This is a genomic window from Tardibacter chloracetimidivorans (assembly GCF_001890385.1).
In the GTDB taxonomy this organism is placed as follows: domain Bacteria; phylum Pseudomonadota; class Alphaproteobacteria; order Sphingomonadales; family Sphingomonadaceae; genus Tardibacter; species Tardibacter chloracetimidivorans.
This window is the reverse complement of the sequence record NZ_CP018221.1, coordinates 2136662-2150244: the sequence shown is the minus strand read 5'-3', so window position 1 is coordinate 2150244 and position 13583 is coordinate 2136662. Positions and strand designations below refer to the sequence as shown.

General features: G+C 61.0%; 11 protein-coding genes. 6 read left to right on the top strand and 5 right to left on the bottom strand.

What is annotated here, in order from left to right; translation table 11 throughout:
• Positions 1-5: 5 nt before the first annotated feature.
• On the top strand, positions 6-1010 hold the full coding sequence (locus BSL82_RS11200; RefSeq protein WP_072597598.1) for an alpha-ketoacid dehydrogenase subunit beta: 1005 nt from the start codon (positions 6-8) through the stop codon (positions 1008-1010).
• A gap of 4 nt (positions 1011-1014) precedes the next feature.
• On the top strand, positions 1015-2271 hold the full coding sequence (locus BSL82_RS11195) for a dihydrolipoamide acetyltransferase family protein (protein ID WP_072597597.1): 1257 nt from the start codon (positions 1015-1017) through the stop codon (positions 2269-2271).
• Between the two features lie 81 nt (positions 2272-2352).
• Here the strand turns inward: BSL82_RS11195 and BSL82_RS11190 are convergent, their stop codons facing one another.
• On the bottom strand, positions 2353-3177 hold the full coding sequence (locus tag BSL82_RS11190; protein ID WP_158010842.1) for a TetR/AcrR family transcriptional regulator: 825 nt from the start codon (positions 3175-3177) through the stop codon (positions 2353-2355).
• A gap of 384 nt (positions 3178-3561) precedes the next feature.
• Between BSL82_RS11190 and BSL82_RS11185 the strand changes: the two genes are divergently transcribed.
• The 4 genes from BSL82_RS11185 to BSL82_RS11170 all read left to right on the top strand — a co-directional run bounded on the left by BSL82_RS11185 (position 3562) and on the right by BSL82_RS11170 (position 8070).
• Positions 3562-4434 carry an NAD(P)H-dependent flavin oxidoreductase gene (locus BSL82_RS11185; protein WP_226998439.1) on the top strand — a complete coding sequence of 291 codons (873 nt, stop codon included), beginning with the start codon at positions 3562-3564 and terminating at the stop codon, positions 4432-4434.
• 49 nt (positions 4435-4483) lie between these two features.
• The gene (locus tag BSL82_RS11180; protein ID WP_072597594.1) at positions 4484-5575 is read left to right on the top strand and encodes an NAD(P)-dependent alcohol dehydrogenase; all 1092 of its coding nucleotides are present in this window, start codon (positions 4484-4486) and stop codon (positions 5573-5575) included.
• A gap of 155 nt (positions 5576-5730) precedes the next feature.
• Complete coding sequence (locus BSL82_RS11175; RefSeq protein ID WP_072597593.1) at positions 5731-7287, top strand: AMP-binding protein; 1557 nt, start codon at positions 5731-5733, stop codon at positions 7285-7287.
• A gap of 39 nt (positions 7288-7326) precedes the next feature.
• A complete protein-coding gene (locus BSL82_RS11170; RefSeq protein ID WP_072597592.1) occupies positions 7327-8070 on the top strand; it encodes an SDR family NAD(P)-dependent oxidoreductase in 744 nt (247 codons plus the stop codon).
• A gap of 16 nt (positions 8071-8086) precedes the next feature.
• Here BSL82_RS11170 and BSL82_RS11165 read toward each other — a convergent pair whose 3' ends face one another.
• From BSL82_RS11165 to BSL82_RS11150, 4 genes are all read right to left on the bottom strand, one after another.
• On the bottom strand, positions 8087-9214 hold the full coding sequence (locus BSL82_RS11165) for an epoxide hydrolase family protein (protein ID WP_072597591.1): 1128 nt from the start codon (positions 9212-9214) through the stop codon (positions 8087-8089).
• A 72-nt stretch (positions 9215-9286) separates the two neighbouring features.
• A complete protein-coding gene (locus BSL82_RS11160) occupies positions 9287-10309 on the bottom strand; it encodes an NADPH:quinone oxidoreductase family protein (RefSeq protein ID WP_193408579.1) in 1023 nt (340 codons plus the stop codon).
• On the bottom strand, positions 10309-11481 hold the full coding sequence (locus BSL82_RS11155; RefSeq protein ID WP_072597590.1) for an acetyl-CoA C-acyltransferase: 1173 nt from the start codon (positions 11479-11481) through the stop codon (positions 10309-10311). Before BSL82_RS11155 ends, BSL82_RS11160 begins: the two co-directional genes overlap by 1 nt.
• Positions 11482-11550: 69 nt before the next feature.
• Positions 11551-13581: a 3-hydroxyacyl-CoA dehydrogenase NAD-binding domain-containing protein gene (locus BSL82_RS11150; protein WP_072597589.1), complete on the bottom strand. Its 2031-nt coding sequence runs from the start codon at positions 13579-13581 to the stop codon at positions 11551-11553.
• Between the last annotated feature and the right edge of the window lie 2 nt (positions 13582-13583).

Below are 13583 nucleotides of genomic sequence, written 5' to 3'. Positions count from 1 at the left end.
GAAAGATGACGATGATCGAGGCGATCAATGACGCGATGCATGTTGCGCTCGAGCAAGATCCCCAAGTGGTCGTATTTGGCCAGGACGTGGGGTTTTTCGGTGGCGTGTTTCGCGCAACCGAGGGCTTGCAGCGGAAGCATGGTATTGAGCGTGTCTTCGACACTCCGATCGCGGAGGGCGGAATCGTCGCCATCGCCGTGGGCATGGGCGCTTATGGCAAGCGCCCTGTCGTCGAGATCCAGTTCGCCGACTATATCTATCCCGCGACGGACCAGTTGATCTCCGAAGCGGCCCGTTTACGCTACCGCACTGCCGGCGAATGGTGGTCCCCCATCACCGTTCGCAGCCCCTATGGCGGGGGCATTTTCGGCGGTCAGACCCACAGCCAATCGCCGGAGGGCATCTTTGCGCATGTCGCGGGGTTGAAGACGGTCATTCCCTCGACGCCCTATGACGCCAAGGGGTTGCTGATCGCCGCGATCGAAGACGACGACCCGGTGCTGTTTTTTGAGCCGAAGCGGCTCTACAACGGTCCTTTCGACGGGCATCATGACAGGCCGGTGATGCCTTGGTCGGGTCATCCGGCAAGTGAGGTGCCCGAGGGGCATTACTCCATTCCGCTGGGACAGGCCAACATCGTCCGGCCGGGCGCCGACGTCAGCGTTCTCGCTTATGGAACTATGGTCCATGTCGCGTTGGCCGCGGCCGAGAGCACCGCTGTCGATGCCGAAGTGATCGATCTTCGCTCGCTCGTCCCTCTGGATTTGGGCACGATCACCCGCTCGGTTCAAAAAACGGGGCGCTGCGTCGTCGTCCATGAGGCGACGCGGACCTGCGGCTTCGGCGCGGAGCTTGCCGCACTGGTTCAGGAACATTGTTTCTTCGACCTGGAAGCGCCGGTCGAACGGGTGACAGGGTGGGACACGCCATATCCTCATGCCTTCGAGTGGGAATATTTCCCCGGCCCCAAACGGCTGGGCGACGCTTTGAAGCGAATTCTTGAGGTTTGAGCCGATGACCGACTATCTGTTTAAGCTGCCCGACATTGGAGAAGGTATCGCCGAAGCCGAGATCGTTGCCTGGCATGTGTCTGTGGGTGAGATGGTCGAAGAGGACGCGCCACTTGCCGACTTGATGACGGATAAGGCGACCGTGGAAATCTCCGCTCCGGTATCCGGGCGGATACTGAAGACCGCAGGCAAAGTCGGTGATCAGGTTGCAATCGGATCGGTTCTTGCCGTCTTCGAGGTGGAAGATGTGCGACAAGACGGCTTGGCGGGCGAGCCGACAGAGTCCCGGGAGCAGTTGTCGGCAATTGCCACAAGCTCCGTCGCCGACCAACGGTCTGAGCAGGTGGCGGCAGATTCGCATCCGGATGTGGCCACCGCTGCCATGCCACTGCGCCGCGTCTCTGCGTCTCCAGCCGTTCGTCGACGGGCCAGGGATCTTGGAATCGATCTTTCGGAAGTTGGCAGGCGGGGCGGGGAGCGTATACGCCATGGCGACCTGGACGCATTCCTGACCTATAACTCCCAATATCGCCCGAGCGGACGCCGTCGAGCTGACGAGCAAATCCAGGTGGTTGGCTTGAGGCGTCGGATTGCCGAGAATATGGCCGCTTCGAAGCGGCACATCCCCCACTTCAGCTACGTTGAAGAGATCGACGTCACAAAGCTTGAGGCGATGCGGGAGGACATCAACGCCAACCGCGGCGGGCGACCGAAGTTAACCATGCTTCCATTGCTCATCATCGCCGTATGCAAAGCGGTTGCGCAGTTCCCCACGATGAACGCCCGCTATGATGATGAAGCGGGAGTAGTCATTCGCAGCGGCGCGGTACACCTTGGGGTCGCAACCCAAACTGATGCCGGCTTGATGGTTCCTGTGATCCGTGACGCTCAGGATTGCAACCTGTGGCAGCTGGCAACTGAAATAAGACGGCTTGCCGACGCCGCCCGCTCCGGCAAGGTCACTTCAGCCGAACTGAGCGGGTCCACGCTGACGATAACTTCTCTGGGCCCGCTGGGCGGTATCTGCACCACGCCAGTGATCAATCGTCCCGAGGTCGCGATTATCGGACCCAATCGTATCGTCGAGCGCCCCACGATCCGAAACGGCCAGCTGGAGGTCGCCAAGCTCATGAACCTGTCGATCAGCTGCGACCATAGGGTCGTGGACGGCTGGGACGCTGCCAGCTTTGTTCAGATGATCAAGAAGTTAATCGAAGCGCCCGCGATGCTCTTCGTCCCCAATGAGCTGTCGCTCGACTAACGTGGAATTCAGCGCCTGGGCCATCGCTGTCGACCAGAACGCCATTGCCAACTTCATACCTCTTGCCCTGCGGACGCCGCTCTAGTTCCCCGCCTTTTTCCTAGAAACGCCGGTCGGCTTGGCTTTGGCGCTGCCCGCCTTTTTTGTGGCCGCCGCCCGCCCGGCCCGCGCAGGAGCCAGCGGGGTGAACGCCAATGTCGCTTCCGGATGTGCCGGAATTTCGACGCGCATCTTCGCGATGGAGGTGTCGACGGCTATAGATCGCGTCAGCATGCCTACGATGACGTCTGCTATGTCCTCAATCTTAAGCCTGCCACCCCGATCAAACCACGAAGAAATGCTGTTCACGGCCCCCATGATGACGAAAACGGCGAGATGCGGATCTTCTGCGACCAAACTTCCGTCGCGAATGCCAAGTTCGATCAGATCGACAAGCGCACGGTCGATTTTATCACGCCGGCTGACGACAGTGATGCGATCATCGGGACGCAGAGCATTGATATCCGAGGTGATGCCACCGATACCGGCCTCGCCGTACATCCATTGGATGTAACACAGCAGTAAAATCCGGAGCTTGTCCAGCCCGGATCCATCAAGATCGTTGGCCACCTTGCAAGCGTGATCGCCCAGGTCGAGAGCGATCATGTGGCAGTCGAACAGTATCTCCTGCTTGTCGGAAACATAGTTGTACAGCGTGCCTTTGGATATCCCCAGGCCTTCCGCAATTTCGTCAAGAGACGTGTTGTGGAACCCGCGGCGCGATATGATGCGCGTCGCTTCCCGTAGAACCGCGTACCGCTTGAAGCGATGTAGTTCTTCGCTGGTTCGAAATGCATTGCGCCACTTCATCACCGATACGTTCCCCTTCAGATGCGTGACCCTACGGGCCACCAGCTTTCTGGTCAATAAAACCCCGGCGCCTCACAGAAAAGTCACCGGAAAACGGGCGCGATTTGCGGGCTTGAATTTACCTACGATTGACGCCTGCGATCTACCGGCCGAATATAGCGTCAGAATGGGTGATTGCAACGGCGCTGCTACGGCGTCCCAGGTTTTTGGGATGGGCACCCTCGTCGTACCCACCATTTCCGGGAGGCGGCAGTACGAGGATTGCCGCCCCCTTGGCGACCCACGGCTCCGCAATCGCGCTTGCAAATTTGTACTTCTGATGTAGTCTAATGACTATGAAGTCAGTTTACCGGGGAGGTTTGGCCAATGCGGCGTCATGGCAGTGCTGATCTAGCGGCCGATCTTTGCGGGAGCCTCAGCTTGCCGCTTGTAGTTGCTCCGATGTTCCTGGTTTCGACGGTCGATATGGTCGTCGAGGCAGGTCGCGCGGGGGTCATGGGCTCGATCCCGGCGCTGAACGCGCGAACGCCGGCGATCTTTGCGGACTGGCTCGTCGAGATCAAAACCCGGCTTGCCGGGGTTCAGGCGATTGCCCCCTGGGCGGTCAATCTCATCGTTCACAAGACAAACGTTCGACTTGGAGACGATCTCGATATCTGCGTGGATGCAAAGGTGCCGGCGATCATTGCTTCGGTGGGGAGCCCTGTCGACATCATCGAGCGCGTCCACGCTTATGGCGGCATTGTCATATCGGATGCTGCAAGCGTCAAGCACGCGCGGCGTGCGGCCGAAGCGGGCGTGGACGGCTTGATCCTGCTGACGGCAGGGGCGGGCGGCAATACCGGCTGGTTGAACCCCTTTTCCTTTGTGTCGGAAGTCCGCAAGTTCTTTGATGGGCCGGTCATTTTGGCTGGCGGCATTTCCAATGGACGCTCTCTGGCGGCGGCGCGCGTTCTCGGCGCAGACATGGTTGCCGCTGGAACGAGCTTCATTGCCGCGACCGAGAGTGCCGCTCCGGACGCGTATCGTGAAATCCTTATCGAGAGTGGCGGAGACGACATCGTCCTGACCTCCGAGGTCACGGGCATCCCGTCCAATATGCTCCGTCTCAGCCTGGAGCGATCGGGCTTCGTCGGCGGCGGCGATCATCAGAAGTTCGATCTGGCTCGCGAACTCGACACTATCAAGGCTTGGAAGGACGTCTGGGCCGGTGGGCACGGTGTAAGCGATGTCACCGAAAGCGCGCCACTCGCCGACCTGATCCGACGATTTTCGAGCGAATATGAGGCGGCCCGAAACGAGAGTCGCCTATAGGTCTGGAACAACAGGCAATGTGATTGCTCATTGAGGTAAAGAGGTTCCGATGCCGCAGATCAGCGCCGCCGTTGCCATCGCGCCGCACAGTCCGCTTGAACCGATGGAGCTTGCGCTGGCGGAGCCTCGAGGCATGGAGATTCTCGTAAGAACAAGGGCAAGCGGGATTTGCCATACCGACCTGATCATCCGCGACAGTGATTTTGGTGCGCCGCTCCCGGCCGTTCTTGGCCACGAAGGCGCGGGCATCGTCGAGGCCGTCGGCGACGCGGTGCGGGACGTCGAACCTGGCGATCACGTCCTGCTCACCCAGGCGTCCTGTGGCCATTGCAATACGTGCCGACAGGCACATCCAATGAATTGCGAGAATTTCGCTCGCTATAATATCTCGGGAAAGCGCGCCAACGGGGAGCACCCGTTCGATGGCAGGATCTCCGGCGGCGTCGGAGGCCAGTCGTCCTTCGCAACGCACATGTTGGCCTATGATACGAACGCGGTCATTCTGCCGCGTGATTATCCCTTCGAATGGGCAGCGGCGCTCAGCTGCGGCGTGACGACCGGGGCGAGTAGCGTCCTTCGCGTGCTGACGCCTTCGGCCGGGTCGACGTTCGTGGTGATCGGGGCGGGTGCGGTCGGGCTGGGCGCCTTGATGGCGGCTCATGTCGCAGGTTGCTCGACCATCATCGCAATCGATCTCCTCGGTGACCGGCGCAACCTCGCGCTGGAACTCGGTGCGACGCATGTTCTCGACGGCGCCGACCCCGATCTGGCCGCGACGATCATCGAGATTACCCGCGGCGGCGCGGATTTCCTGGTCGATGCGGTCGGTCTTCCCGGGACGACGGCAGATGCGGTGCAATCGCTCAGGCCCGGCGGGCACGCCATCCTTCTTGGGGCGGCGGGGGTGGGCCAAAGGGCTCCGATCGATATCATGGCACTCCTCTTCAATCGGAAGATCCAAGGTGCGACGCTTGGGGATCAGGTTCCGCATAGCACTATTCCCGCCCTCATAAGCCTGCAGCGCCAGGGCCGGTTTCCCTTCGAAAAATTGCTCACTTTCTACCCATTCGGCGAGATCAATGCCGCCATCCACGACATGGAAGCGGGCCGGGCCATCAAACCTGTGCTGTTATTTGACTGAGCGGTGGTCGGGGGCGTTACCGGCTCGGCCGCGGACCGTCTTCCGGACCCTTGCTAAACAAATGAATATAAAGTCAGATCATTGACGATATAGTTGTAATTGCATATGTCCTGAGACGGCCGCGAGGCAGAACACATTGGAGAGGAGGGCGGCGGATGCTGGTTATCGAGCACTTTGAGCGCGGGGTCGAGCGCTTCCGAAATCGAGCCGCGGTCATCGAAGGCAATGGCTCGTTGACCTATGCGGAGATGGAGGATCGCATGATCCGCATCGCCCAGGGGCTTTTGCGGTCAGACCTCCCGTTGGACAGTTCGGTAGCGCTTCTCTCGCCTAACCACAGCATGGTGCTCGCCTGCCAATACGGAATATTCAAGGCCGGCATGTTGTGGGTGCCGATCAACTATCGCAATTCCGTCAACGACAATCTCGCTCAGCTCGCCAAATATGATACGCGGCTCCTCTTCTTCCACAGTTCCCTGCGCGAGCACGCCGTTGCAGCACTCGCAGCGCTGCCCGAGCTCAAGCACGCCATTTGCATCGACGCCAAGATCGACGGCTTTCCATCGCTGTCCGACTGGTTCTCCGAGCCACGGGACGTGACGCTCGCTTTTCCCATTCGTGAGATGGAGGACGCTGTCGCGATATCCAGTACCGGCGGCACTACCGGCGAACCGAAGGGCGCCATACACACGAACCGATCGTTCGAAGCCGTCGTCGCGTCGGTCTATGCCCTGTTCCAGTTCGATGAGCCGCCAGTCCATCTCATCGTCGCTCCATTGACCCACGCTGCCGCGATCTTTCATTATGCGCTCCTTCCGCGCGGCGGCACGCAGATACTGCTTTCATCGACCGACCCGCTTGCAGTCCTGGAGGCGATCCAGCAGCATCGGGTTTCGGTTGTCTATCTCCCGCCGACGCTCATCTACATGGTACTCGCGCACCCTAGACTGAAGGATTTCGATCTCTCGTCATTGCGCTACCTGCTTTACGGAGCAGCGCCGATGTCGGTCGACAAGCTCCGGGAAGCCTGCGACGTCTTCGGTCCGATCCTGATTCAAAGCTATGGTCAAACCGAATGCCTTCAGTTCACCACGGTGCTCACACCAAAAGATCATGAAGAGATCTTGGCCAATCCAGATCTACAGCACCGCCTGGCCTCGGTAGGTCGGTCGGGACCGTTCTCCCGAACCGAGGTCGTTACCGAAGCAGGCGAGATCGCGGCCGATGACGAGATGGGTGAGATCGCCTTCCGCTCGGCAATGCAGATGACGGAATTTTACAAGGACCCGGACGCAACCGCGGCCATCCGCCGCAATGGCTGGCAATTCAGCGGCGATCTTGGTCGACGCGATGCAGACGGGTACATCTATATCGTCGACCGCAAGCGGGACATGATCATCTCGGGCGGCTTCAACGTGTTTCCCGGGGAGGTCGAGCAGGTCGTGCTCGGCCATCCGGCGGTGCTTGATTGTGTGGTCGTCGGAATTCCGCATGAGAAATGGGGCGAGATGGTCACTGCGGCCATCGAGGTCAAAGATGGCATGTCGATCGACACGGCTGAGCTACTCGCGCTCTGCAAAGAGAGGCTCGGCAGCATCAAGGCTCCAAAGCAGATCGATATCTGGCCAGAACTTCCCCGGAGCACAGCAGGCAAGACCCTTCGCCGCGCAGTCAGGGATCATTACTGGGCCGGCATGGATCGGAAAATCTAGCTCTTCTATTTCAGGCCATTCAAAGCATTGCGAGGAAATATGAACGGACAGCTGGCTGGAAAGGTCGCCATCATCACCGGGGCGGGATCAGGTATCGGCAAAGCGATGGCCGAACTGTTCGCGCGCGAGGGCGCCGCGGTAACCGTCGCAGACGTCAGCGGTGCCGAAGAGAAGGTTGCCGCTGACATTGGCGGGCTGGCACAAGCCTGTCGCGTGGATGTTTCCGATGCCGAGCAGATCGATGCGATGTTCGCTTCGACCCTGGCCCGTCACGGCCGCGTCGACATTCTGTGCAATAATGCCGGGATCGGCCACGGTTTCGCACCGCTGCATGAAATCCCCGCCAGCGCCGTTGAAGCCGTTCTTGATGTCAATCTAAAGGCTGCGTTCCGGGTCATGCAGCGTGCGATTGCCCATATGCTGGACAGTGGCGGCGGCGCGATCGTCAACACCGCGTCCACAGCGTCCTACCGCGCAACGCGTGGCAATGGCGCCTATACGGCGTCCAAGGGTGGCGTGCTTGCAATGACGCGTGCGGCGGCGATCGAATATGCCGACCGCAATATTCGCGTTAACGCATTATGCCCCGGCGTGATCGAGACGCCGCTACTGGCCAACGCGACCGACGCCGCACGTCGGGAAGTCATTCAGACGATCCCGATGGGGCGCACGGGGATGCCGGAAGAGATGGCATCGGTCGCGCTCTTCCTGGCATCTCCAGCCGCATCCTACGTGACGGGTGTAGGGCTGTTGGCCGATGGTGGCCGCAACGCCGGCCGCTGATCTGGATCAAGCCCCGTCAGGGATAATGCGCAAAGAACTCCCGCATGTCGGTCAGCAGCACATCCGGCTTCTCCAGCGCCGCGAAATGCCCGCCTGCTGGCATTTCACTCCAACGCACCACGTCATAGCTTTTCGCGGCCTGTGACCGCGGCGGCGGCGGGAAGGCAGGATCTGGGAACGCGGCTATCCCTGTCGGCACTCGAACGCGCGTGTTGGGCGGAAACTTGCCGGCCTTCTCGAGAACCCAGCCGCGATACATCCAAGTCGACGTCACGAAGGCCTGAGGTGCCACGTAGAGCATGATATTGGTCAGCAGCGTATCCTCATCAAACGCTTGCCAAAGGTCGGGGCTGCCGTCGGCGCGGCGAGGGACATCCGCCCACATACCGAATTTTTCCAGGATCCATGCAGCAACGCCAACCGGGCTGTCGCTCATCGCGATGCCAAGCGTTTGCGGGCGCGTTCCTTGCAGATGCGAATAAGCGGATTCCCGTCGGGCGAGTCCAGAGCGGCGCTTCGCCCACGCCAGTTCTTCCGCTTCCGTCGGCATCGCGTCTTCCGCCTCGACGAGGATGAGGTTGAGGTGCAGCGCAGCCACAGCCTCTGGGTGACCTTGCGCCATCCATGCCGCTATCGCCGCGCCCCAATCGCCGCCTTGTAGTAGATATTGGCCGGGTCCAAAAAGATCGACAAGGAGTTGGTGGAACAGTTCCGCAGTCCGCCTTGGCCCGATCGGCGCCTCCGGGCGCCCGGAAAAGGCATAGCCCGGCAGCGAGGGAACGATCACGTCATGACCGCTGGCGACAAGCGGCCCGATCAGTTGCTCGAACTCAAGAAACGAACCGGGCCAGCCATGGATCAGCATCAGCGGCAAGCGGGAACCATCGCCCCGGGCATGGATAAAATGAAGCCGCTGCCCCTGAACTTCCGCGGTAAATTGAGGGAGCCGGTTCAGCCTGGCTTCCTGCACGCGCCAATCGTATCGGTGCAGCCAATAATCGACCAGCCGCCGAAGATCCGCAATGCCGACACCGCTTTCCCATCCGCCGGCATCCGGCAGAGCGGACCAGTCAAATGCCTCAAGCCGCGCCCGAATTGAATGGAGGCGCTCATCGGGCACTGCAATATTGAAAGGCTCAGGCATCGACGCTTCCTCGAAGTTCGCATGATCGCGCTATGGCGTCTGGGTTCATGGCTGATGGTCCGACGTAGGCGATTACCGGTCCGCAACAGGTTTCGCGTCAGCGATCGAGACGACAACCTTCCCGATGGCGGAACGGCTGGCGAGCCTTGCCAAGGCGTGCCCGCCTTCGACCAGCGCATAAACCCTGTCTATGCGCGGCCGAATGAGCCCCTCCTCCCACCAGCGGAGCAACTGCGTTACGTGCTGGCGATGTCTGGCGGGCTCATTCTGAGCGAACGCACCCCAGAATACGCCTCTTATGTCACATGACTTCAGCAGCGCCAGGTTAAGTGGGACCCGGGGAATGCCAGCGGTGAATCCAAGGACGAGATAACGCCCCTCCCAGGCAATGCTGCGTAGTGCTGGCTCCGCATAGTCGCCGCCCACCGGATCGAACACGACATGCGCCCCGTGCGGCCCGACCGCGCTCTTGAAACCGTCGGCCAGCGACTTGGCGACGGCGCGATCCGAGAAGTCGAGCGGATAAACAAGAGTTCGATCCGCGCCGGCCTGTGCCGCCGCCAGCGCTTTTCCTTCGCTTGACACTGCGGCGACGACCCGGGCGCCCATTGCCTTGCCGACCTCGATCGCGGCCAGGCCGACGCCGCCAGCTGCGCCCAGGACGAGCAGCGTCTCGTCTGGCTTGAGTGCGGCTCTGTCCCGAAGCGCGTGGAGCGCCGTTGCATAGGTCAGGAGGAGGGCGGCCCCCTCAGCGGGGTCCTTGTTGGCGGGCAGGCGAAAAGCGTTGCCTGCAGCTACGACGCAATACTCCGCCAGCCCTCCGTGACTGCAAGTCGCGAGGAGAACGTCGCCGCGGTGCCAACCTTCCACGCCTTTCCCGATCTCATCAACCACACCACAAAGTTCGACGCCGGGCGAAAAGGGACGCGGAGGCTTAAACTGGTATCGGTCCTCGATGATCAACACGTCAGGATAGTTGATTGCGCATGCGAGGACCCGGACACGCAATTCACCAGCCGCCGGGTCCGGTATCGGCACGTCACGCAGTTCAAGGGTCTCCGACCCGCCGGCAACGGTCGAGAGCAGTGCCTTCATCAAAGCACCTCGAACAATCCCGCCGCTCCCATTCCGCCGCCGACACACATTGTCACCACGACGTGCCGGGCTCCACGCCTTTTTCCCTCGATCAGGGCATGGCCGACCATGCGCGCACCGGACATGCCGTAGGGATGCCCAATCGAGATGGCGCCGCCGCTGACGTTGAGTCGTTCGATTGGAATACCGAGGCGATCCTGGCAATAGAGTACCTGCACGGCAAAGGCTTCGTTCAGCTCCCAGAGCCCGATGTCATCGATGCTGAGGCCGAAACGCTTGAGCAGCTTGGGAACCGCGAACACCGGGCCGATCCCCATTTCATCAGGTTCAGTGCCAGCGGTGGCCATCCCGACGTAGCGTCCGAGCGGCTGAAGGCCCCGCTGGGCGGCGAGACCAGCCTCCATGACGACACAGGCCGAGGCCCCGTCGGAAAGCTGCGACGCATTGCCGGCGGTGATCGCGCCACCGTCGATTACCGGCTTGAGTGAAGCCAGTCCTTCTGCGCTCGTTTCAGGCCGATTGCCCTCGTCCTTCGAAAGAGTCACCGTCCGTGCAGATGTTTTGCCCGTCGCCTTGTCGGTGACAGACATGGTCGCGGTGACAGGGACGATCTCCGTATCGAAAACGCCCGCCGCTTGCGCTTCAGCCGTACGCCGTTGTGAGAGAAGGCCATAGCCGTCTTGCCGCTCCCGCGAGATGGAGTAGCGCTTCGCCACGACCTCGGCCGTTTGAAGCATGGGCATATAGATGTCGGGGACCATCGCGAGCAGCTCAGGGTCGGGGGTGGCCCGCATCTCCTTTGTCTGCACCATCGAGATCGATTCAACACCGCCAGCGACCACCACATCCATCCGATCAACGATGATCTGCTTTGCGGCTGTCGCAATTGCCATGAGGCCCGAGGCGCACTGGCGGTCGATCGTCATGCCGGAAACCGCAACTGGCAGGCCGGCGCGCAGTGCCGCGGTGCGTCCGATGGTGTGCTGAACGCCTTGCGGCATCGCGGCCCCCAGAACGACGTCGTCTATCTCTGCTGGATCGATGCGCGACCGCTCCACTGCTGCGCGAATCGCATGGGCTGCGAGCGTTGGAGACGGTGTTGCATTGAAGGCGCCCTTATAGGCACGGCCGATTGGCGTGCGGGCTGTGGAAACGATGACCGCGTCGCGCATGGGAAGTCCTTTGCAGTTTGATCGATTCGTTGGTTGTGGCGGCAGGATATAAGCAGAGAGCGTATGATGTCATTTCTCTAGTGAGCCACCGTCAACGGCGCGCCGGGAGAGCAGCGATGCTATCGAGAAGTCTTCACCGATCCGGGCGGCGTAGCGCTCAAGCCCCTGCACGACAGTCGCCAGCCCGATCTGATCTGCCCAGAACATCGGGCCGCCCTTGTGCCGGGGCCAACCATATCCATAAAGCCAGACGACATCGATGTCAGAGGCACGTTGGGCGATATCTTCTTCCAGGATTTTCGCGCCTTCATTGACCATCGTGTACAGCGTTCGCGCGACGATCTCGTCGTCAGAGATGGCGCGCCGTTTCAGCCCTGCGCGGTTGCGGAAATCGTCGATGATCTCCGCCACAACCGGCGAAGGTGTAGGCTTGCGCTTATCATCATAGTCGTAAAAGCCGGCCTTCGTCTTTTGACCCCACCGCCCTGCGGCGCAAAGAGCATCCTGCAAGCTTTCGACGCGGTCGGTATCGCGGTGCCACCCGATGTCCACCCCGGCAAGGTCGATCATCTGCAACGGTCCCATGGGCATGCCGAAGTCCGTGTGAACGCGGTCGATCTGCTCGGGTGTGGCGCCTTCGAGAAGCATGGCGTAGGCATTGTCCTGACGCGGGATCAGCATACGGTTGCCGATGAAGCCATAGCAGACGCGAGCGACGACTGGCACCTTGCCTATCGTGCGAGCAATACTCATCCCGGTTGCAAGTACATCGTCCGCGGTCTTGGCGCCGCGTACCACTTCGACGAGTTTCATAACATTGGCCGGCGAGAAGAAGTGCAGGCCCAGAACGTCGGCCGGCCGATTGGTCACCGAAGCGATCTCGTCGATCGACAGATACGAGGTGTTCGAGGCGAGGATCGCGCCGGGTTTGGCGATATCGTCCAGCCGAGCGAAGATCTCTTTCTTCACCGCCATATTCTCATAGACGGCCTCGATGATGAGGTCGCAATCTTCAAGCGCGTCAAAATCCAGCGTCGGCGTGAGCAGGTCCATCGCCTCTTTCACCTGCTCGCTCGACAGCCGACCTTTCCTCGCGCTCGCCTCATAGTTCGCCCGCATCAGTCCAACGCCGCGTTCGAGCGCTTCTCCGGTCATATCGACGATCGTCACGCCAATTCCCGCCGAGAGGAAGTTCATCGAAATACCGCCGCCCATCGTACCCGCGCCGATGACTCCGATCTTGGTGATCGGCCGACGCGGTGTCTCTTTGGCCAGGCCAAGGACTTTGCCGGCCGCACGCTCGGCGAAGAATGCGTGACGCAACGCCGTCGACTGGGCTCCGGCGACCAGTTCGGCAAACAGTTCGCGCTCAAGCGCCTGGCCCTCGTCGAACGGAAGATCGACAGACGCCTTGATCGCAGCAATGCACGCCTTGGGAGCGTCGAGATCCTTGATCTTGCGAGCGTTCGCGGCAGCAAAGCGCTCGAATGCGCCCGCATCACTGGACACGCGCCGATCCCGGGTCCGTCGGGGCGCATCGATCGTCCGGGCATAGGCGATTGCGTTTGCCGCCAATCCCTGCTCGTCGATGAGTTGATTGACGAGGCCTATTTCGAGCGCCTTCGATGCGCTCACGGGGCTGCCGGAGACGATCATATCCAAGGCGGCCTCCAGGCCGACAAGTCGCGGCAGACGTTGTGTTCCGCCTGCGCCAGGCAGAATTCCGAGCGAGACCTCCGGGAGCCCGAGTTTTGCTGTCCTGGTGGCCAGACGGTAATGGCAACCGAGTGCAATCTCCAAGCCACCGCCCAGGGCCATCCCATGGATTGCGGCGACAACAGGCTTGGAGCTCGCCTCGATCGCGTCGATGACTGCGGGGAGCGTGCAGCCGGTAGGCGGCTGGTCGAACTCGGTGATATCCGCACCGCCCGAGAACAGTTTGCCTGCCCCTCGGATCACGATCACCCTGACATGAACGTCTGTCTGCGCATTCTCGATAGCCTGGGAAAGTGCGAAGCGTACACCCGCACCGAGCGCGTTGACCGGCGCATTGGCAAGAACGATCTCGAGAACGTCGTCATGAAGCTTGGTTTCGATCACTG